At 62.5% G+C, this 20,060-nt stretch carries 22 protein-coding genes; 6 read left to right on the plus strand and 16 right to left on the minus strand.

What is annotated here, in order from left to right; genetic code table 11:
- The 6 genes from HMPREF2559_RS06790 to HMPREF2559_RS06815 all read right to left on the minus strand — a co-directional run bounded on the left by HMPREF2559_RS06790 (position 1) and on the right by HMPREF2559_RS06815 (position 5,948).
- The gene (locus HMPREF2559_RS06790) at positions 1–783 is read right to left on the minus strand and encodes an HtaA domain-containing protein (RefSeq protein ID WP_082723180.1); all 783 of its coding nucleotides are present in this window, start codon (positions 781–783) and stop codon (positions 1–3) included.
- Positions 784–909: 126 nt separating this feature from the next.
- Positions 910–1,572, minus strand: a complete 663-nt coding sequence (locus HMPREF2559_RS06795) for a biliverdin-producing heme oxygenase (protein ID WP_181734637.1) — start codon at positions 1,570–1,572, stop codon at positions 910–912.
- Positions 1,573–1,750: 178 nt separating this feature from the next.
- Positions 1,751–3,208 carry a SulP family inorganic anion transporter gene (locus tag HMPREF2559_RS06800; RefSeq protein ID WP_070540047.1) on the minus strand — a complete coding sequence of 486 codons (1,458 nt, stop codon included), beginning with the start codon at positions 3,206–3,208 and terminating at the stop codon, positions 1,751–1,753.
- Positions 3,209–3,514: 306 nt separating this feature from the next.
- A complete protein-coding gene (locus tag HMPREF2559_RS06805) occupies positions 3,515–4,030 on the minus strand; it encodes a phosphoribosyltransferase (protein WP_066485748.1) in 516 nt (171 codons plus the stop codon).
- A 56-nt stretch (positions 4,031–4,086) separates the two neighbouring features.
- A complete protein-coding gene (gene amn, locus HMPREF2559_RS06810; protein ID WP_066485745.1) occupies positions 4,087–5,478 on the minus strand; it encodes an AMP nucleosidase in 1,392 nt (463 codons plus the stop codon).
- A gap of 14 nt (positions 5,479–5,492) precedes the next feature.
- Positions 5,493–5,948, minus strand: coding sequence for a MarR family winged helix-turn-helix transcriptional regulator (locus HMPREF2559_RS06815; RefSeq protein WP_066485739.1), 456 nt, complete (start codon positions 5,946–5,948; stop codon positions 5,493–5,495).
- An 85-nt stretch (positions 5,949–6,033) separates the two neighbouring features.
- Here HMPREF2559_RS06815 and HMPREF2559_RS06820 point away from each other — a divergent pair, with 85 nt between their 5' ends.
- Positions 6,034–6,453 carry an organic hydroperoxide resistance protein gene (locus HMPREF2559_RS06820; RefSeq protein WP_066485737.1) on the plus strand — a complete coding sequence of 140 codons (420 nt, stop codon included), beginning with the start codon at positions 6,034–6,036 and terminating at the stop codon, positions 6,451–6,453.
- A 272-nt stretch (positions 6,454–6,725) separates the two neighbouring features.
- Entirely contained in the window at positions 6,726–7,886 is a 1,161-nt protein-coding gene (locus HMPREF2559_RS06825; RefSeq protein ID WP_070540050.1) for an esterase/lipase family protein, read from the plus strand.
- 15 nt (positions 7,887–7,901) lie between these two features.
- Here HMPREF2559_RS06825 and HMPREF2559_RS06830 read toward each other — a convergent pair whose 3' ends face one another.
- From HMPREF2559_RS06830 to HMPREF2559_RS06850, 5 genes are read right to left on the minus strand one after another with little or no spacing between them, the layout of a single operon-like run.
- Positions 7,902–8,960: an HtaA domain-containing protein gene (locus HMPREF2559_RS06830; protein ID WP_066485724.1), complete on the minus strand. Its 1,059-nt coding sequence runs from the start codon at positions 8,958–8,960 to the stop codon at positions 7,902–7,904.
- Between the two features lie 3 nt (positions 8,961–8,963).
- Positions 8,964–9,770: a heme ABC transporter ATP-binding protein gene (locus HMPREF2559_RS06835; RefSeq protein ID WP_066485716.1), complete on the minus strand. Its 807-nt coding sequence runs from the start codon at positions 9,768–9,770 to the stop codon at positions 8,964–8,966.
- Positions 9,770–10,813, minus strand: a complete 1,044-nt coding sequence (locus HMPREF2559_RS06840; RefSeq protein ID WP_181734636.1) for a FecCD family ABC transporter permease — start codon at positions 10,811–10,813, stop codon at positions 9,770–9,772. The genes HMPREF2559_RS06835 and HMPREF2559_RS06840 overlap by 1 nt, the downstream gene beginning before the upstream one ends.
- Positions 10,806–11,864, minus strand: a complete 1,059-nt coding sequence (locus HMPREF2559_RS06845) for a heme/hemin ABC transporter substrate-binding protein (protein ID WP_066485711.1) — start codon at positions 11,862–11,864, stop codon at positions 10,806–10,808. Before HMPREF2559_RS06845 ends, HMPREF2559_RS06840 begins: the two co-directional genes overlap by 8 nt.
- A 43-nt stretch (positions 11,865–11,907) precedes the next feature.
- Positions 11,908–13,758: an HtaA domain-containing protein gene (locus HMPREF2559_RS06850; RefSeq protein WP_066513299.1), complete on the minus strand. Its 1,851-nt coding sequence runs from the start codon at positions 13,756–13,758 to the stop codon at positions 11,908–11,910.
- Positions 13,759–13,883: 125 nt separating this feature from the next.
- Between HMPREF2559_RS06850 and HMPREF2559_RS06855 the strand changes: the two genes are divergently transcribed.
- On the plus strand, positions 13,884–14,405 hold the full coding sequence (locus HMPREF2559_RS06855) for a hypothetical protein (protein ID WP_066485693.1): 522 nt from the start codon (positions 13,884–13,886) through the stop codon (positions 14,403–14,405).
- Between the two features lie 18 nt (positions 14,406–14,423).
- On the opposite strand, the gene HMPREF2559_RS06860 is transcribed toward HMPREF2559_RS06855, so the two are convergent.
- Genes HMPREF2559_RS06860 through bioB form a run of 3 tightly spaced genes read right to left on the minus strand, consistent with a single transcriptional unit; the run spans position 14,424 to position 16,598 of the window.
- Positions 14,424–15,350: a Sir2 family NAD-dependent protein deacetylase gene (locus HMPREF2559_RS06860; protein WP_066485683.1), complete on the minus strand. Its 927-nt coding sequence runs from the start codon at positions 15,348–15,350 to the stop codon at positions 14,424–14,426.
- Between the two features lie 10 nt (positions 15,351–15,360).
- Positions 15,361–15,618, minus strand: coding sequence for a biotin synthase auxiliary protein BsaP (locus tag HMPREF2559_RS06865; RefSeq protein ID WP_066485678.1), 258 nt, complete (start codon positions 15,616–15,618; stop codon positions 15,361–15,363).
- A complete protein-coding gene (gene bioB, locus HMPREF2559_RS06870; protein WP_066513303.1) occupies positions 15,618–16,598 on the minus strand; it encodes a biotin synthase BioB in 981 nt (326 codons plus the stop codon). Before bioB ends, HMPREF2559_RS06865 begins: the two co-directional genes overlap by 1 nt.
- Before the next feature lie 95 nt (positions 16,599–16,693).
- On the opposite strand from bioB, the gene HMPREF2559_RS06875 reads away from it, so the two are divergent.
- Both HMPREF2559_RS06875 and HMPREF2559_RS06880 read left to right on the plus strand, forming a co-directional pair.
- Positions 16,694–18,001 (plus strand): M20/M25/M40 family metallo-hydrolase, encoded by a 1,308-nt coding sequence (locus HMPREF2559_RS06875; protein ID WP_070540053.1) that lies wholly within the window; start codon positions 16,694–16,696, stop codon positions 17,999–18,001.
- 93 nt (positions 18,002–18,094) lie between these two features.
- The gene (locus HMPREF2559_RS06880; protein ID WP_230384179.1) at positions 18,095–18,658 is read left to right on the plus strand and encodes a hypothetical protein; all 564 of its coding nucleotides are present in this window, start codon (positions 18,095–18,097) and stop codon (positions 18,656–18,658) included.
- On the opposite strand, the gene HMPREF2559_RS06885 is transcribed toward HMPREF2559_RS06880, so the two are convergent.
- On the minus strand, positions 18,655–19,020 hold the full coding sequence (locus tag HMPREF2559_RS06885; RefSeq protein ID WP_371325678.1) for a CHY zinc finger protein: 366 nt from the start codon (positions 19,018–19,020) through the stop codon (positions 18,655–18,657). The two genes, HMPREF2559_RS06880 and HMPREF2559_RS06885, sit on opposite strands and share 4 nt — an antisense overlap.
- On the opposite strand from HMPREF2559_RS06885, the gene HMPREF2559_RS06890 reads away from it, so the two are divergent.
- Positions 18,968–19,339: an NUDIX hydrolase gene (locus tag HMPREF2559_RS06890; protein WP_083297802.1), complete on the plus strand. Its 372-nt coding sequence runs from the start codon at positions 18,968–18,970 to the stop codon at positions 19,337–19,339. The two genes, HMPREF2559_RS06885 and HMPREF2559_RS06890, sit on opposite strands and share 53 nt — an antisense overlap.
- Here the strand turns inward: HMPREF2559_RS06890 and HMPREF2559_RS06895 are convergent.
- Positions 19,319–19,984, minus strand: a complete 666-nt coding sequence (locus HMPREF2559_RS06895) for a type 1 glutamine amidotransferase (RefSeq protein WP_070540056.1) — start codon at positions 19,982–19,984, stop codon at positions 19,319–19,321. The two genes, HMPREF2559_RS06890 and HMPREF2559_RS06895, sit on opposite strands and share 21 nt — an antisense overlap.
- Positions 19,985–20,060 lie beyond the last annotated feature (76 nt).

Genomic DNA, 20,060 nt, shown 5'->3' on the forward strand with positions numbered 1-20,060 from the left:
CTAGAGTCGGATGCCCGCCTGCTTGAGCGCATCAAGCACCAAAGGCATCCCTGCCACCGCGGTACCCACGAGCGCCACGACGCCCGCGATCAGCCCCGCGAGGATGCCGATGCCCCCGCGCGACGGATCCTCCGAACTCAGCGTTCCCAACTGCGCGGAAGCCTGGGCGAGTCCCGTCGACTTATGCCCCTCGACCACCCCGGCGTCCTTGCCATCAGCAAAGTCCAGCACGAGGTCAACGTCGCCGCCCTCAAGTATCTGACCTTCCTTATAGCGCAGCAGCGAGCCCTCCAGGCCCGCGCCCGCGGTGGCCGGGCGATCCTGCGCGCTCACATCGGCACCAACCGCGATGGGAGCATCGAGGGTGAACGTAACCAGCACGTCATCATCGCCATCCCTGTCGACCTGCTTGCCCTTGTCGCCCGGATCCCCGGACAAAACGTAGTCTCCAACGAGCTCGACCTTCGTGCCTTGCACCTGCAGCTTGAGATCTGAGTAGGTGAGATCGAGGCCGGCCGAGCCGCCCGCGCCCAGGCCTGTGTAGGCCACGATATGCGCCGAACCGTCAAGGACGATGGTGCCGTTGCCGTCCGCATCTAACGTCGTCTCAGCGACGTTGACCCGAAAGAGCAGCTGATTGTCCTTATACGTCGCCCCATCCGTGGTCGTCCAACGGCCAGCCGCTATTGGGCCAGCGAGGTGCTCCATGAAGGAGGTCTTAATGGGCCAGGCGAATGTACCCGCCGTCAGGTCCTGCGTTGCAGCAGTAGCCGGAACAGCCATTGCAGAGACGATAAGAGCAGATGCGAGAGAAGCAGAAGAGATTTTCTTCACGCGACAGACCTCCAGGTCACTTTAGAAATACAGAGAAAATAAGAAGGGGGAAGAGGGGAAATAGTGAACCCGGCGCTACGCTGCGCCCGGATACAGCTTCGCTAGCTCGGCGAAGACTGCCGAGTTACACGTGAAGGCGGCCTGTGCCTCAGCGATGAGGGCAGCACGCTGGGCATCAGAAAGCGCGAGCTCGTCGAGCGCCTCGCGGTACGCGCTGCGGTAGGGCGGAATCTTGCCAATCGCCGCGAAGTTATAGAAATTGAGCGCATCCGGGTCGATACCGTAGAGAGCCCCCAGGCGCGCGGCAATGACCTGCCCGCCCGATATATCGCCGAGGTAGCGCACGTAGTGATGGGCAACGACCCGGGGCTCCGACCCCGGCGTATCGAGCGATTCCAGGCGCGCGACGTAGCGTGCGGTGGCGGGAAGGATACGTACCTCGTCGCGCCACTGCGGGCCGTACATTTCCGCGAGGTCGAGTTCCAGCGCGTCGCGGCGTTCCAACCGGGGGTCAGCCACCGCTCCGACGATGCGAGTATCCGCTACCGAGCGGACCGCACGCTCAAGCGCCTCATAGATAAACCACAACTGCCCAGTAAAGGTGGCGAGTGCCTCTGCGCTGAGCTCACCCGCCATCAAGCGGGTCATAAAATCTGAGCCTTCTGCGCTGGCGTGCGCTCGCGCGGTTTCCTCACGCAGCATCTGCGAAAGCGGCGTCGTGGTCATGGCAACAGTCATGGCCAAATTCCTCCTAAGTAAGTAAAGCTTGCCTAACCTTAATGTGGATAGCCTAAACAAGGCAAGCCTTACATATCAAGGCTTATGTCATACTTCATGCCCACAGTGACGCATATTCCACCGAAAGTATGACTACCCACCGCACCCCCACGCCCAGCGGACATCTCTCCCCCAGGTTTTAGTCCCCCAAGTTGCCCGAGAGCCGGTCGAGGCGCTGCTGACTGACCGGATCAAGACCCCGAATATCCACGGTCGCGCCGCGCTGCGCGTATTTCTCACGCACCGCATCCAGCGTCGCCACGGTCGAGGCATCCCAGACCTGCGCGCCGGTCATATCGATGTCGACCTCTGACACGCCCAGCGTGTAGTCGAAGGAATAGACCAGGTCGTTAGACGAGGCAAAGAAAAGCTGGCCGCTCACACGGTACGCGGCACGGGTGGCATCGGAAGCAATGAGCTCGACCTCGGTGAGGTGCGCGACTCGGCGGGCGAAGGCGACCATCGCCGTGAGCACGCCGGCGATAACGCCGACGGCCAGGTTATGGGTAACCAATGTCCCCACCACCGTCACGAGCATGACCAGCGTTTCCGAGAGCGGCATGCGACGTAGCGTCTTCACCGAATGCCAATCCACCGTGTCCACGGCGACAAGGATCATGACGGCGACAAGCGCAGCCATGGGAATCGCACCCACGGTATCGCCCAACACCAGGATGAGAATGAGGAGGAAGACGCCAGCGAGCAGGCTCGACAGGCGCGTGCGAGCACCAGAAGCTTTGACGCCAATCATCGTCTGGCCAATCATCGCGCACACGCCCATGCCACCGATGCTCGCTGCAAGGACGTTGCCAATACCCTGACCAAGGGACTCGCGCGTTTTGTCCGAGTGGCTGTCCGTAATGTCGTCGACAAGTTTGGCCGTGAGCAGCGACTCCATGAGGCCGACGAGGGCCACGCCTACCGCGTACGGGCCGATGAGAGTGAGGGTGTCGAGCGTGAGCGGCACGTCAGGGAAGACGAAGCCCGGCAGGCTCGTGGGTAGCTCGCCTTGGTCCGCGACGTTGGGAATGTCCCAGCGGAAGACCACAACGAGGACCGTAATGACGAGGATGGTGATGAGCGGCGCCGGGACAACCTCCGTGAGCCGTGGCCACAGAAGCATGATGGCCACACCGAGCGCCACGAGCGGATAGACGATCCACGGCACGTGCATGAGGTGCGGCAGCTGCGCGGTAAACATCATGATGCCCAACGCGTTGACGAAGCCAGTCATGACGGAGCGCGGGATAAAACGCATGAGCTTGGCGACCCCGAGGAAAGCGAGAACGATCTGCAGGACTCCCGCTAGCAGCACCGTAGCGAGGACGTACTGCAGACCGTGGGAGGCAGACAAGGGAGCAATGACCAACGCGACCGAGCCGGCCGCGGCGGAGATCATGGCAGGACGACCACCAGTAAAGGAGATGGAGATTGCCATGATGACGGACGCGAAGAGTCCAACGCGTGGATCCAGCCCCGCCAGGATCGAAAAGCTTAAGACCTCGGGGATAAGCGCGAGGGCAACGGCAAGGCCGCCGAAGACCTCCATGCGCAGGCGCGCGGGGGAAGAAAAGGCGTAGCGAAAGCTCGCGAGCATGCCGGTAGGCGCAGAAGTTTGAAGGGTCACGACAAGTCAGTGTAAAGCTACGGCACGAAAAACCACGTCAGGCTCCGGTTGCCCGGAGCCTGACGTGTGTCTCTATCTCTCTCAAGGTGCATACGCTCCCGAACGGTGTCTCACGCCGTCCGCCCCGCGTAGCTGGGGTATCTCTCTATCTCTCTTATGCGCCTCTCTCAAACGCATGAGTTAAGTATGGGGCATGGACCTGCCGAGGCAATGGCATGCGCCTGCGCGTTTCCTGTCTGTTCCTGTCCGTTCACTAGGAAAGCGATAATGCGCAGATTACGCGCCTTCCTGATACGAGCCGTCCGCGGTGATGACGGGAAGCGCGGACCACGCGAAGTTGATCCACTGGTCCGTCTTCTTCCACGAGAAGTCCGGCTCAAAGATGGTGGTGGGCTTGGTGTAGATGACGGCGGAGCGCACCTCGGCGGCGGTTTCCTTGAGCAGGTTAACCACGAGGTCGAGCGTCTTGCCGGAGTCCGCGACGTCGTCGACGACGAGCACGCGCTTGCCTGCGAGCGAGTCCATGTCGAGCTGTGGCGACAGGACGAGCGGCTCCGGCAGGGTCTCGCCAATGTCGGTGTAAAACTCGACGTTGATGGCGCCCATGGCCTTCACGCCGATGGCGTAACCGATGGCGCCAGCAGGAATAAGACCGCCGCGCGCCACACCCACGATGAGCTCAGGGAACCAGCCGGAGTCCACAATCTCCTGAGACAGGTGCCGGGATGCTTCACCGAAGACCTCCCACGTCAGATTTTCGCGATCGGGGTGGTACCACTCGGGCTGAGTCATGGAATCTACTCCTTGGGAGACGATAATTTTCGATCCAGCTTAGTCGCATGTCCCACTCAACGAAATGGAACCTCCCCAATGGTGCGACGCAGCTTGCGAGTGCGGAGTCGCTCGGGATTCTCTGCTAGGGCCTCCATCGCGCGCACGGCGCACATGACGTGCGCCTCCTTCGAATTCGAGTAGAAGGCCTGGGCGCCGGCGGGCAGCTTGGGCACCGCGTGCAACGGAAGATCCGACACGGACAGCAGCGTGCCATAGGGGACGCGGTATCTATACCCGTTGGCCGCGAGCATGCACGACTCCATGTCGATGGCCACGGCGGTGGAACCACGCAGCCACTCCCACAGCTCGCGCGGGGTACGCCACTCCCAGTTGCGGTCCGCAGTAGACAGGACGGTACCGGTGCGCATGAGTTCGTTGTCGGCGCCGTAGACCTCCTCGACGGAGGCCTCGAGCATGCGCTGGACCTCCGGGATGGCGGGGATCGGAACGTCGACGGGAATGGCACGATCCAGGATGTGATCATCGCGCTGATAGGCGTTGCCGAGGATAAGGTCGCCGATGCGCATGCGGCCGTCCAGGCCCGCGCAGTGGCCAATCATGATCCATGCCTCCGGACGCAGCACCGCGAGGGAATCGGTGATGGTCTTCGCGTTGGAAGGGCCCACGCCGATATTGATCATCGTGATGCCATCGCCGTCCGGCGTCGTGAGATCGTAGCGCGGCATCTGCACTCGGGTCTGAAGGTCTGCGACCTCGACGCCCTCGGCGGCATCGGCAGGCACCGTGCGCCCATCTGGTAGAACGAGGGAGTCATAGCGGGAACCCAGCGCGCGCAGGCCAAAGCGCATGAACTCCGTCATGTGCATGCCGTAGTTCGTGAAGAGAATGTACTTCTGGAGCGAGTCGACCTCGATGCCGGTGTAGTGTTCAATGCGCGCGCAGGCGATGTCGAAGCGTTGCGGACCGAAGTGGAACAGCGGCTTGTCGTCCCCGTGGAAGACATCCCAGTGACCGTCCACGATGGCGTCGTGCACCTCGTCAAGCGTGGGGCGCGGAACCTCCGCCGGACGCTGCTGCGGGACCATCTCGACGCCCTTGATGTACTCAGGTGGGATGCGCACGTCCGAGGGGCCGACGAAGATCTCGCACGGGTAATTCTCGGTGAGCCGAGTGAGCTGTTCCTCAAGGTAGCCGCGCAGGAGGTGCGGCTTAGACAGCACAGCGACGTACCGGCCGGACTCATCCACGTATCCGAAAGGCTCGGAGCGGTCGATGGGGCGCCATTCCTTGACGTCGACGACGATCTGCGGATAGACGACGTGCGCGTAGTCCGCATATTCGCCCTTCTCGAGGCACACGCGAGCGCACTCACACGAGGATTCGTAGAGGTCGATGAGGCGCTCGACCGCTGCGGCGGCGTCAGGAACAGGCGACAGTTGGGTCATAGCCCCCGAGTGTATTAGCGATCTTCAGCGTCGGCATCCGGTGTAAAGGAGCCGGACAGGCGGTCGAGCTCGGACTTAAGCATGCGAATATCGAGTCCGGAGGCTGCAAAACGCTCCATCTGTCGGCGCGGGATGCCCTCGGCTTGCTCGCGCAGGGCGCGACCCTTATCAGTGAGAGCCACGATGCGGCGGCGTTCGTCCGCGGGATCGATGGCACGCGTGAGCAGGCCTTGCTTCTCCATGCGGCGGAGCAGCGGAGTGAGAGTCCCCGAATCCAAGGCGATTTCTGCGGAGAGCTCTTTCATCGTCACCGGATCCTCATGGCCCCAGAGCGCTAGCATGGTGACGTACTGCGGATAGGTCAGACCCAACGGGGTAAGTTCCTCGAGGTAGGACCGTTGGACGGCATGGCTCGCCCGGTAGAGGGCGAAGCAGAGTTGTTTGTCCAGTTCCAGTGACACGCGAGACATGCTCCTAGCATAACGCACAAGGGTTGCGTACAATTAAATCGCGTACAAAGAAAACAGCTCAGAAGCTTGCGAAAGGACTTTCATCATGGAACCGATGTACACCACCGAGGCACTCGCAACCGGCGCTGGCCGCAACGGCCGCTCCGTTGTTAAGGACTCCGACCTGGACTTCAACCTGGCCGCACCGAAGGAGATGGGCGGCTCCGGCGACGGCGTCAACCCGGAGCAGCTCTTCGCCGCCGGTTACGCAGCGTGCTTCCACGGCGCACTGCAGCTTGTCGCTAAGAGCGAGGGCGCAGACTTGGGCGACTCTTCCGTGGGCGCGCGCGTGTCCATCGGCAAGGACGAGACCTCCTTCGGTCTCGCCGTCGAGCTTGAGGTCACCATTCCGAACCTGCCGCACGATGAGGCCCAGAAGCTCGCGGACAAGGCTCACGAGGTCTGCCCGTACTCCAAGGCCACCCGCGGCAACATCGACGTGAAGGTCTCCGTCATCGAGGATTAATTTCCACCTCGAGGAATTGAGACATAACGAAGGCCCGTCAGCTGCGCGCTGACGGGCCTTCTCCCCATGACTAATCTTTCGGCACTTACCGTAAGAAGGAAGTGGAGCGCGACCTTCCTGGTAAGCAACCGCCCGTGATTAGGCAAGGCTTAGTTTATAAACCTTTAGTTGGATGGTCAAGGGGTAACGAGATTTTTCTCTTGCGATCCCGCGAAATATCACCGTTACCACTAATAATTCCGAAACATTAATGTATCGCGGCACGAAATAGGATGGAAGTTATGGCAACAGACTCGTTCAAAGAACTCGAAGCCCTCATCTCCGAGGGACTCGGGCGGTTCTGGCGTTCAGACCCGACTCCCCCTTCCGTCAGCTACGACGCTGCCGACGGCCTGCCGGCGACACCGGCGAAACAAGTTTCAGACTCTCCGCGCCATGGCATTACCACCCCTGCGCCAGCTAATGCCTTGCGCGAGGAAGTGGCCGACGAAATCGCCGAGCTATTGCGTGCCGAGCGCCGCAGCTTCTTCGACCTCGACTTTCGCCATCCACGTGGGTCCGCAGGCGACGACCACGAGGCAGAGACCGCGGCACGCCTGGCATCGCTACCGCTCGGCGCACGCCTGAAGCCACGCGGCGTTTTCGAGGACGACTGGGCAGCACGCCCGGATGAAGACCACCCATGGCCCATCATTCTCATCCACGGGACGACGGATACGAAGGGCGTATGGCAGCTGCTCGGCTCCGAGCTGCGCGAGGACGGCTGGGCCGTGTTCGCACCGGACTATGGCGCCCGCGCCACCGGCCCCATCGCCGCCTCCGCCGATCAGGTCGGCGCGTATATCGACGCGGTCCAAGCCGTCACCGGCGCGGAGCAGGTCGTGCTCATCGGACACTCCCAAGGCGGTATCGTCGCCCGCTACTGGATGCATAACGACGATGCGGTGGACCGCGTGCGTCACATCATCTGCCTGTCGGCGCCCAACCACGGCACCACCCAAGGCGGAATCGTCAGCTCGTTGATTTCCAACCGACGTCAAGAACACGTCATGCGCTCCATCATCGACGCTTACTTCGGCCCGGCCGGCATGGAACAAATCGTGGGCAGCGCGACGCTGAACGAGCTCAACCACAACGGTGACCTGGCCCCCGGTGTGAGCTACACGTGCGTGGCCACTAAGCAAGACTCCATCGTCGTGCCGCCGGAAACCTGTTTCTTGGATCCCGGCGACACTCCCGACGGAACGGTGCGCAATGTCTATGTGCAAGACGTCGACAAACGCGCCGTCGTCTTACACATGGATATGCCCATGGACAAGCGCGTGCGCGCCATCGTGCGCACGGTGCTCAAACAGCTCTCCCCCACCCTGGACAATCCTCACGACGCCCAAAGCCACGCCCTTGCCAACGCGGGTCACACCGACTCGGATTAAACCCGCGCAGGTTCGCTAACGCAGGCGCGCCAGCAGGGGATTAAGGACGCCGGACTGCACGATGGCGCCGCCGATGACCGCAAACATGCCACCCAGAGCGGTCAGCGCCAACACGATATTCCACACGTTGGAAAAAGAAGAGCCCTCTTCGCCCTTGTTATCCGTGCCGCCTTGGTTCTGATCCTGCTCCTTGTCCGGCTTCTTCTCTGGATCCTTCCCAGGAGTCTTTCCTTGGTCTTCTGTATGGTCCTTGCCCTGCTCGCCGCGGCCCGACTCGGTCTGCTCCCCCGGGGTGGTCTCGGTGCCCTCATCGGCAGGACCCACACACTCGGACGCGGTCTTCAAGGTCACCTGTACATCATCAAGTTCCGGCTTGTAGCTCTCGTTGTACATGCCCATGAAGATCACGTCGATACCCTCGATGTGCTGGATCTTCGACTCACGATCGTAGTAGGTACCCGCCTTCGGCTTGTACGTCACGTCGGTCGCATTCAGCGTGAGCGTATCGCCGTCCTTCGACCATGCGGCATTGCCGTCAGCGAAGGTATCCGTGCCCGACTTCTTGTTTTCTTCCGTGCGGTCCTCCGGGGTGTATTCCGTCATGCCCTTACCCGGCACGTAGTAGCCCTCGTAGGACGTGCCCGCCTTTGCCTGCCCTGCCTCCGTGAGGACATAAGGCGAGAGCATCTTGGTGTACAGCGCGCCGTGGTGGCCCTCAAACTCCAGCGTCGAATCCTTGGTTCGAATATCGGCTTTCGTGACGGTTCCGTCTTCGCCCAGGCTCACCGAGGACGCAGAAGGATCCACCTCGAAGTGGAACTGGAAGTCTGCTCCGCCTTTGTTGCCCTCGTCCTGCGTCACCGCGCCGGACGTGGTCCACCCACCCCTCGCGATGGGGCCGGTGATGTAGTTGCGGAAAGATTCCTTGATGCCCCAATTCACAGTGCCGGAGACAATGCGGGTCTCCAGGGTCTGGCCAGGGGCGCAGGTGGGGGCATCGGCAGCAAAGGCTGCCGGAACGGTCAGCGCCGAGGCGGTCAGCGCCAGCGCGAGAGAAGAAGAGACAATACGCATGAGTTAAGACTCCTTAAGTAGATCGACAAAAGACTGCTCGGGATCGGCGACCTGACGTCGCGCGGGATGGACTGAGATGTGGCCGTCCGCCTCGCTCACCTGGATAGGCCAGCGATAGACCTGCGACAAAATCTCGTCGGTGTAGACCTCGCGCACCGGGCCGGCGGCGGCAACTGCCCCGTCTGCTAGGCACACGATGTGATCGCAATAGGCCGCAGCGGCGCCTAAATCGTGGAGTACCACCAGCACCGCCACTCCAGCCTGCGCCGCAATCGAGCGCACCAATCCCAAGATTTGTTCTTGATGGCGGATGTCCAGCGCCGCAGTCGGCTCATCGAGGAGAATCACCGGGGTCTGCTGCGCCAGTACACGGGCCAACGCCACACGCGCACGCTCCCCGCCAGAGAGCGTGGCAATATCGCGGCCGGCCAAGTGCGTCGCATCCACCGCCGCAAGCGCTGCGTCGATGATCGCGTCGTCCTCGGCCTGCCTGGCGGTGCCCTCCCAAGGGCGCCGGCCCATGGCCACTACATCACGCACGAGAAACTGGAAGGACACAGTAACGTCCTGCAGCATCACCGCACGCGCACGGGCCAACGCCCCTGGGGAGGAAACCGCCGGATCCTGCCCCACGAGGGAAACGGAACCGGTGTAATCAATATCGCCGGCGATGGCCGCCAGCAGCGTGGACTTGCCCGCGCCATTCGGGCCGATGAGGCCGGTGACCTCCCCTGGGCGGGCGACAAAGGAGACATCGGAAAGCAGGTTCCGCTCGCCGATCGAAACGAAAAGATTCGCAACGTTAATCATCAATGCATTCCCTTCTTCATCATCCGGCGCAACAGCACGAAGAAGGTGGGGCCACCCACGAGCGCGGTAAAGATACCGATGGGAAGGTCGGCGAAAGGAATGAGCGTGCGCGCAGCGACGTCGGCAAAGCCAATGAGTACGGCGCCCGCCACCGCAGAGGCCGGCAGCAAGACCCTGTTTTCTGGGCCGATGATCGTACGCAGCAGATGCGGCACGATAAGGCCGACGAACCCAATAAGTCCGGCGAAAGCAACTGCGCCGGCGGTAAGGATCGCCGAGGCAGCGATGGCGATAATGCGCAGTCTCTTGACGTCGACGCCAGTGTGTTCCGCGGCGCGCTCGCCCAGCGCGAGCACATCTAACTGACGGCCAAGACGCAGCGCGATGGCCATCCCGACGAGGGCGATGGGGAGGACCACCCACACGTGTTTCCACTGAGAGCCGTTGAGCGAACCCATTTGCCAAAAGATGATTTGCTCGCGGTTCGAGGTGGGCGCCAGGTACATCATGAAGGAGATGATGGCGTTGCACACCGCGTTGATAGCAATGCCGGTCAGGATCAGATTGACCACCGCCACACGCCCTCGTGAGCGCGCCAACTGGTAGATCAGCGCGGTAACCAACAGCGCCGTAGCAAACGCCGCGAGCGGCACCGTGAAGGTACCCAGGACCGAGATATTAAAGACGATTACCACGGCCGCGCCTACACCGGCACCGGAGGTCACGCCCACGATGGAGGGCTCAGCCAGCGGGTTGGCGAACACGGCCTGCATGAGCGTGCCCGCCACGCCCAAGCACGCGCCGACCAAGAAACCGAGCAGAATGCGCGGCAGGCGGATCTGCCACACGACGTTGGCAGTCAAGCCACCGCCAGGGCCTGCGGCCATAATCTGCACCAAGTCACCCAGCGCGACGTAGTACTGCCCCAGCGCAAGCGACAGGACGAAGGCGACACCAAGCAGCGCCCCGAGCGATACGAATACACCAAGCCGCAGGCGGGAGCGCCGAGCAAAGACCTCCGTGGGGGCCGCCGGTTTAAGCATTGTCTGGGTCATAGATTGCCTGCGCAAGTTTGAGAAGGGTCTGTCCGGTCAAGGGCCCGAAGGCGAGCGATTGCCCGTCTGGGATAGTCACGATCCGCTGTTTTTGGCCCGCAGTGGTTTGTGCAATGCCGGGGCGCTCGAGGAGGCCTTCGACGCCGCCGGTCGACTCCAGGCCGCCCGTCATCATGATGATGACCTCAGGGTTAATCTTTGCCAAAGATTCGGCGTTGGCAGGTTCGGCGTAAGAGAGGTGGTATTCGGTGCCGAGGTCTACGCCGCCCACACCCTCAATGAGGTCCTTGGCACCCGTGCCTTCTCCCATGATGAAGAAGATGCCGCCGTTGCCGCGCGCGTAAAGGAACGCCATGCGCATGGGATCCTCCGGCACGATGTCTGCGATGGCCGCCTTATCTTCTTCGATTTCTTCGACGGAGCGGTTAGCCAGCGTTTCGCCGTCGTCTGGCAGACCCACGACCGCGGCCAGGTTTGTGATGTCCTCGGCCACCGAGTCAATGGTGCGTTTCGGCTCCATGACCACGGTGGTCACCCCTGCGGCGCGAATCTGGTCGATGGCGTCGCGCGGGCCGATCGAATGATCGACGATGACCAGCGTGGGCCGGAGTTCGAGCACGGCTTCCACATTGATGTTGTGTCCGCCCTGAGTCACGACGGGGCGATCGGCGATAGCGTTTTCCGTCGACGACACCGTGCGGCCCACGATGTTGTCCGTAAGCCCCAGGCCCTCGAGGGTTTTCGTATACGTACCGTAGAGATCCAATGCCACGATTCGGGACACATCCGTAACGGAGACGTCGTAGCCGTCAGCATCCGTGAGCTCCACCGGCAGCGCGGGAGTAGGAGACTCCGTCACCGCGACGACATCCTCGAAATCCGTCACATTCGACACTCCCGTGAACGAGCGCGGGTCTTTGGCCGACTGCGCGTCTGGGAGGGCTTCGCGCAGCTGCGCGTCTTGGGATTCATAGGCGCCTTGGACGCCGCACCCCGTGAGGGCAAGGACACACGCCAACGCCACCAAAAGTCGTTTCATGTGAAACGTATCCTTTCTCAGGTCTTGGGTAAAAAGTGGTGCGCTACGCCGGGTTGCGCAGGACGACGGAGCCCATGGAACCGCCGGCGATGGCGAGGCCTGCGATAAGCAGCAAGAGCCACGTGCTCGCCTCCGGCGAGGAGCCCGCGGCCGCGGCCTTCTTGATCTGGAAGTTGCCGCTGCCGTCTTCATAACCAGACGTGCTCGTGCCAGCCGCGGCCTGCAGGCCGTCTCCCGCAGAGCTTTCCGATGCCGCCCGCTTCGCCGCCGCAGCGCTCTGACCGCCGGAGGTCGTCGCCGCACCAGTGTGTGCCGTAGTTCCGCTCGCCCCGGCGCAGTCCCCGGATCCGCCAAGTTGTGCATGCAACGAGAGCGGATCGAGGGTCGTGCCCGGCTCATAGAAATTCGCGAACGCATCATTGCCCGCTGCGGTCAGCGTGACGGTGGCTTCGCCGTCGACGGCGGAGTCACTCACGTCGAGCAGGCTAAACGACACGTCTCCGAGCACCGTGCGTCCAAAGTCCTTGCGCTCGCCCTCCATGTTGGAGGAACGCACGTCGGCGATGAGTTGACCGCTCGTACCGTTGAACCGGACTTCCAGGTTCGCGATATTGAGATCGAGGACCCCGTTGTGGCCGGTAAAATGCATAGCGCCGCCGTAGCGGATGGAACCTGACTGCGCCGCAGTATCCACATCTCCGCCGGTGCCCGTGAACTGAAAACGCGAGTTGTCGTACCCTACGCCGTCGAGCGTCCAGGAGCCCTTGGCGATGGAACCGGTGATATACGACTGGAAGGACTTCTTGACACCCCACTCGGCGGTCGCAGCCTGCACGCCCGTGGCTACGCAGGTTTCTGACTGCCCACCACTAGCCGCGGACCCGGGGTCCTGTGGCCGCGCGGTTCTTGTGGTTCCAGTAGCACCAGTAGTGCCGGAAGTACCCGAAGTACTACCCGAAGCACTCGAAGGGCTCGCGGCGCTCGAAGTGCTGGCTCCCGACGCGCCTGAACCACTCGTGGTGCTAGTGGTAGTGCTGGTGGTCGTACCCGTGGCGGCTTCCGTGCGAGAACGGAAGGATTCTAGCTGGTCTAGGAAAGACTCCGTGTTGCCCATGAAGGTGGTCAGGCCATTCATGGTGTCGTTCGTTTCCTTCAAAATCGCCATGGCTTCTGCATTGCGACCGGTAAACGTGCCCGAGATTGTCCCCAAGGACTTCGAACCGCTGCCTGTACCGTCAGAGGACCCGCCGCAGCTGCCGTCCGTGGCCACGGTCCCTGACGAGGGGTCCATCGACTGTCCCGCCTCATAGGCGATAAAGAGTTTGTGTCCTTCGTCGGTGAGCGTGACGTCGCCGGAAAGGTCGAGCGTGTGCACGGACGCGTCGACGGGTTGATCTAGATCGATCCTCGCGATGACCACGTTATCGCCGGTAATCTGCGGGCCGCGTGCGGACTTATCCACCATGTCAGATTCATAAGAGACGTAATCCACCACGATCGCCGCCCGGTTGCCGGAGGCCTGAATCTGCCAGTCCGTCAGCGTCATATCCAACAGATCGTCGCCGCCGTAGTTGTGTCCAGTGAAGTGGATGACGCCGCCGAAGGGAACAGTGACGGTATCGCCTTGTACGGAGGCCTTGCCCGGAGTGAAGGTAAAAGCACCGTCTGCGCCGGTTTCGGAACCGGTAAAACCAATGCCGTCCGTTTCCCACTGGCCTTTGGCGACTTGGCCTTGGATATAGCTTCGGTAGGACTGCTTAATGCCCCAATTCCAGGAGCAGGTGCCGGCAGCCGAGGCTACGGGAGCGTTGAGCGCGACCGAAGGGAGTGCGATGAGGGTACTGGCAGCAAGAGTGCCCAATATTCGACGGAGAATCACGGAGAAAGTCCTCATGAAGTATTGATGCGATGAACAAAAAGAATCAGAATTTAGGCTATACATACCTAAGCGGTTTTGTATAGGTTACACTAACCTAAATTAGGTAAGCCACCCCCAATAAAGGACACCCTCATTCGGCCATGACACCCTCGTCTACCAGCGCCTTCAAAAATCTGTATCCCGACGTAGACCCCACGCGTGGGCTACCTCTCAGCGTCTCCGAGCGCCTTGCGCTGTCTCTCGCGCTCGCGATTGCAGCTTATGGAGCCGTCACCGCAGACATGCTCGTTGCAGGCGCCGGCGTGGCCTTCACCCTCATCGCCTCGGTGCTGCAACAGCACAAGACTGCGCGTCGGATTCGCTCCGAGGCGCGCACTCGCTTCCCCGGCGAAGACTGGGCCGAATACCGCGCCACGCGGCGGCTCAACCTCGGCATCCTGGTCCCCTTGTGGGTCTGTGTCATCATCGCCTTGTGCGCGGCCGGATACTGGTTCGTGCCGTCCAAATATGCAACTCCCGCCGCCATCGTCATCGCGGTTTTCGTTGCCCTGCTCGCCTGGTTCATGCCAGGCATCAGCCCCTTGTGGCGAGGCAAGCAGACCGATCCCCCGGCACCAGAGAAAAACACCGACACCGCAGTCATGTACTTCGAGAAGCTTTAGGCCTGCCGTACCCCAGCCTTAGACATCAAGCAGATCCAGTAGCTCATCAAAAGCCGGCGCGACCTGCGTGCGCCACAGCGTCGTGGCCTTGGGGTCGCCGCGCCCTGGCCCGCCGTTCACCACGGCGACCTCTTTGCCTTGCTTGAGCGCATCGAGCATGAAGCGATAGCCACTCATCACGGCGAGCGACGAACCGGCGACAAGCAGCGAGCGCGAGTCCGCAAGCAGCGCACGCGCCGCGTCCCGCCGCTCCGCCGGAACCGGCTCGCCGAAGTAGACGACGTCCGGCTTCAGCAGCTCCGAACCACAGCGGACGCACGGTGCCATCACGAACTCATCGACCGCCTGCTGCGACAGCGCGACGTCGCCGTCCGGATTCACTTGATCCGCGCGGACGACCCAGCGCTCGAGATAGCCGGGATTCGCAGCCGCAAGGCGGGCATCGAAGGCCCCACGGTCTTCTGCGTACCCGCAGTTCAGACACACGACATGTTCCATATCGCCGTGGAGTGGAATGAGCGTCTCGGTCCCCGCTTCCTTGTGGAGGCCATCGACGTTTTGAGTAACGATGCCGGATACCAATCCAGCGCGCTCGAGTTCCACGAGCGCGAAGTGCGTACGATTCGGCCGCGCCGCGTCCATAACGCGCCAGCCCACGAAGGAGCGCGCCCAATAGCGGTGGCTCGCGGCGGAATCATAGCGGAATTCCTGATACGTCATCGGCGTATGGCGGGCAAGCGACCCATGCGGTCCCCGATAGTCCGGCACACCGGAATCCGTCGACACGCCTGCTCCCGTGAGGACCATGACCCCGCCGGCGCGCAGTTGCTCAGCGACCCGCTCCGCCGCGTTCGGGGTCGGCTCAGTTGTCTCGCTCACCACGCGCTGGATAGACCGCAGCGCGGAGCGGTGGGCAAGCGCAATGCCGGGATCTTCAAAAGCCATGCGGCCGAGTTTACGCTGGCAAGTGTTCCTCGTAGAGCCAGTCAGAATCCAGCTCGCCGTGGCGGGAGCACCGCGCGCTCCAGCCATCCGGGCGCACCTGCACGACCATGCGGCGCCCGCACAGCTGGCAGTAGCGCGGCACGTCCAGGCCGGCCGCGGCGGCCGGGTGAAGGTGCGTCACCTCAGCGAAGGGCTCACCGGTATTGGGATGGAAGACCGGAGTCTCCCCGGCAAGCACCGCCGCCGCTAGAGCAGACTGTTCAGGCATTACAGCGCCTTAATCGGCAGGTCGATGCGGTGGAGCATGTCCACGTCCTTCTCGATCTGCTGGCCAAGCGTCGTGAGATAGTTACCCGCGATGATCGCGTTGATGCCACCAAGCAGGCCCTTCTCCGTGCCGTCATCGCCCAGCGAGAGCTCGCGGCCGCCGGCGAAGCGCAAGGTCGCAGAGGGCATCGCCAAGCGGAATGCTGCAACCGCACGCAGTGCCTCGCCGAGGGGAACGAGCGGACGGTCTGCAAACGGGGTGCCTGGGCGCGGGTCGAGGAAGTTCATCGGAACCTCGAAGGGCTCGATTTCAGCGAGCTGCGCAGCGAACTCGGCGCGCTGCGCGAGCGACTCGCCCATGCCGATGATGCCGCCGGAGCAGACTTCCATGCCCACCGCGCGGACGTGGTCGAGGGTCTCCTTGCGCTCTTCCCAGGTGTGGGTGGTGACAACGTGAGGGAAGAAGGAGCGGGAGGTCTCCAGGTTGTGGTTGTAGCGCTGGGCACCCATGTCCTTAAGGCGCTGAGCCTGCTCGCGGGTAAGCGTGCCGAGCGAGCACGAGATCTCAATGTCGACCGCGTCGTTGATGGCGGCAATCGCCTCGCCGACCTGGTCGAGCAGCGAATCATCCGGAGACTTCACGGCTGCGACGATGCAGAACTCGGTGGCGCCGGTCTTCGCGGTCTTCTGGGCGGCCTCGACGAGCTCAGGAATATTCAAACGAGCCGCACGCACCGGCGACTCGAACAGGCCCGACTGCGAGCAGAAGTGGCAGTCCTCGGGGCAGCCGCCGGTCTTGATGGAGATGATGCCCTCGACAGAGACGTCGGGACCGCACCACTTCAGACGGGTCTGGTGGGCGATATCGGCGAGCTCCTCGAGCTGCTCGTCCGGGACCTGGAGGATTTCCAGGAGTTCTTCTTCGTTGAGGCCGATGCCCTGCTCGAGGGCCTTCGCGCGCGCGGTGTCAAGAATAGTCATGCGGATACCCTAAACAATTTTCCTGAACGGTGTTCAATTTTCTGATCGTTTTCCGCAAAATTCCCCCGATAAAGGCACAAACCTACAATTGAGCCATGACTCTTTACGACGACACCCTGGAACTTCTCCAAGAACTGATCCGCAACGCCTGCGTCAACGACCTGACCGCAGATTCTGGCTTCGAGGTCCGCAATGCGGACTCACTGGAGAGGTTCTTCGTCGGCTCCGGTGTCGAGGTGCAACGCTTCGAGCCGCACCCCCACCGCACGAGCATTATATTCACCGTGCCGGGCGATCCGGACAAGGAACCGCTCACCTTCCTCGGCCACACGGACGTCGTGCCGGTGGACGCCGATAAGTGGACGAAGGATCCGTTCGCGGCGGTTATCGAAGACGGCAAGCTCTACGGCCGCGGCGCCGTGGACATGCTCTTCATCACGGCAACGATGGCCGCTGTCACCCGTGAGGTCGCCCGCCGCGGCAACCCGGGCGGCACCCTCGCCTTTGCCGCCCTCGCTGACGAAGAGGCTCGTGGCGGCCTGGGCGCGCGCTGGTTCGAGCGCGAGAACCCCGGCGCCATCAACTGGAAGAACTGCCTGTCCGAGACCGGTGGCAGCCACCTGCCGGGCGGCGTCGCCGTCATTGTCGGCGAGAAGGGCGCGGCACAGCGCCGCATCCACGTCCACGGCGATGCGGGACACGGCTCAACCCCGTACAACAAGGACTTCGCAATCCTAAAGATTGGCGAGGTCGCCCGTCGCATCGCGGAAGCGAATCTGCCCATCGCCAACGATCCCATCTGGCAGGGCTTCCGCGAGTCGTTTAAGTTCGACCCCGAGTCCGAGAAGCTCATCGACTCAGGCGACTTCTCCCCGTTCGGCAACCTCTCCGCGTTCGCGCATGCGTTTTCGCACACGACCATCTCCCAGACGGTGCTGCGCGCTGGTGGCGCCATCAATGTGCTGCCCTCGCATGCGTACCTGGAAATGGATATCCGTCCGCTACCGGGACAAACTCAGAACGAGGTCGACGAGATGCTCCGCGACGCCATCGGCGATATCGACGTAGAGATCGAGCACCTCATCAACGAGGACGCCACGGTCTCCCCGACCACGGGCCCGCTGTGGGACACCCTCGTCGAGACCGTCGGTGAGTTCTTCCCCGGCAAGGACCTCGTCCCCACGCTCGCGACCGGCGGTTCCGATCTCCGCGTCGCACGCCGCCTGGGCGGCGTGGGCTACGGTTTTGCCCTCCACGCGCCAGAACGCGACCTTGCGACCGCCAACGCGGAGCTCCATAGCCACGACGAGTGCCTGCACTTGGAAGACCTCGAGCTCACCGTCCAGGCATACGCCCGCGTCACCGAAAAGTTCCTCGGAATGGATCTGGCAGTAAATTCCTAAGTTCGCACAAACCCCAGGTGAAGCCGAATAGGGCCAGCGTACGGGCTCACACAGGTCTTTCACATGCGTCACATTCGTGACACAATGGCCCGCATGACTATCGCACGTAAAGCTGCCCTGTTCGCCGCCACCGCCGGCCTGACCGCCACTCTCGCTGCTCCGGCAGCATCTGCTGACGCCATCGATGACTACCTGGCCAAGGTTCCTTCCGGCCAGATTTCCTGTGAGCAGGCGGCGAAGTACTACACAAACCCGACGGACTACAACAACAAAAAGCGCCAGGCGCTCGCCGTCGCCACCTTCGATTCCCGCGGCCCGCAGATCCGCGACGCCATCTCCCGTGCTGACGAGGCCATCGCCCGCTGCAACCTGGCGAATGGCGGAACGCAGTCCAACAACACCACCACGAACAACACCACCACCCCGGCCCCGGCGAACAACCAGTCGAACACCCCGGCCCCGGCAAACAACAACCAGGCTCCGGCGCAGAACAACACCCGCATCATCCCGCTGTTCGTCCAGGCCGGCCAGCCGACCATCGACGTGCCGGTCCCGGCCGCGAACGTCACCGTCCGCGTTCCCAACGTCCCGCAGCTCATCCAGGCGGCCATCGCCAAGGTTCAGGCTGGCGACTTCGCCAACCTGTCCTCTTTCTAATCGGAGACCTGGAAGTACAGCTCCGGATGCAGCTTGCACCCGGGGTTAAACGGGGCACCGCACGAGGGACACTCCGTCCCGTACTCGTGGAACGTCATCTGATGCCCACAGACCCCACACATGACTGCGAGTTCGTCTAAGGGCATCTGCCCAAACGCATGGTCCGCCGGGTGACACCACGCGCAGGCAAACCACGTGCCGCAGGTGGCGCACTTATTTGCCACCACATCGAGGGCGCTGTGCCAATGAGCACAGCGCCCTTCGGCGTCGATAGCTCCCACAATTTCCATGAGATCTAGACTAGCCTCCATGCCCATCATCGAGGTCAGCGCCGTTATCTTCCGCGACTCCCGCGGCCGCATCCTTCAGGTCCGCAAGCGCGGCACCACCGCCTTCCAGTTCCCCGGCGGCAAGCCCGAAGCCCACGAAAAGCCTGCCGATGCCGCCGTGCGCGAAGTCGCCGAAGAACTCACCGTCCACCTCGACATGCGCAACCTGGTCCCCCTCGGCACCCGCACCGCGCCCGCCTCCAATGAGCCGGGCTACACCGTCCTCGCGCACCTCTTTGAGTACCCGCGGCCGATCATCCCCCAGCCGGCCGCCGAAATCGTTGAGCTCGCCTGGGTCGATCACGCCAACCCGCACGTGCCGCTCGCCCCTCTAAGCGCCGCATTCCGCTGAGAATGCGGCGGCGATAGCCTGGCCAGCGGCTCGGATGGGGGCATCGGCAAGCTCCATGCGACGCTGCATCTCTGCGCCATCCAAGCCGGACATCTCCGCCCACCGCGCCATCGTCGCAGGCGAGGCCTCCGGGTGAAACTGCACAGACACCGCCGAGCCGATCCGCATGGCCTGGACCCGGCACCGTTCGCTCGACGCCAAGAGCTGCGCATTCGGCGGAAGTACCGTCACCGCATCATTGTGCGACTCCGGCATGATGGCGGACTCTCCGAGCACGCGCAGGACCGGATCCACCTGACCCGCGTCGTTCACACGGATCTCGTACGGCCCGTCCTCCTTGGCGTCCGCCGTCCCCACCACGACCTCGCCGCCGAAGGCTGTGGCGAGAACCTGGTGTCCGAGACAAATCCCGAGAACTGGAATCTCTTTATCCACCGCATCCACGAGCAACTGCCGCAAAGCCGGCAGCCACTCCGGCCCTTCCACGGCGTTCATCGTGCCGCCCAGCACTACGATGCCCCCTGCACACTCCTCCATCCTCGGGACCGGATTCCGGAAGAGTTCAACAATCCGAAAGCCCGCTTTAAGCCACTGACCAAAGCGGTCGACGGTCACCTTAGGGTCCGGTTGAATCACAGTAATCATGCGCTCAATTTAGATGATGTACTGGGAAATCTCACGCGTTTTATCGGACCTGACCCCTGTTTGGTGGACACCTGAT

The organism is Corynebacterium sp. HMSC072G08 (assembly GCF_001809185.1).
Taxonomy (GTDB): domain Bacteria; phylum Actinomycetota; class Actinomycetes; order Mycobacteriales; family Mycobacteriaceae; genus Corynebacterium; species Corynebacterium phoceense.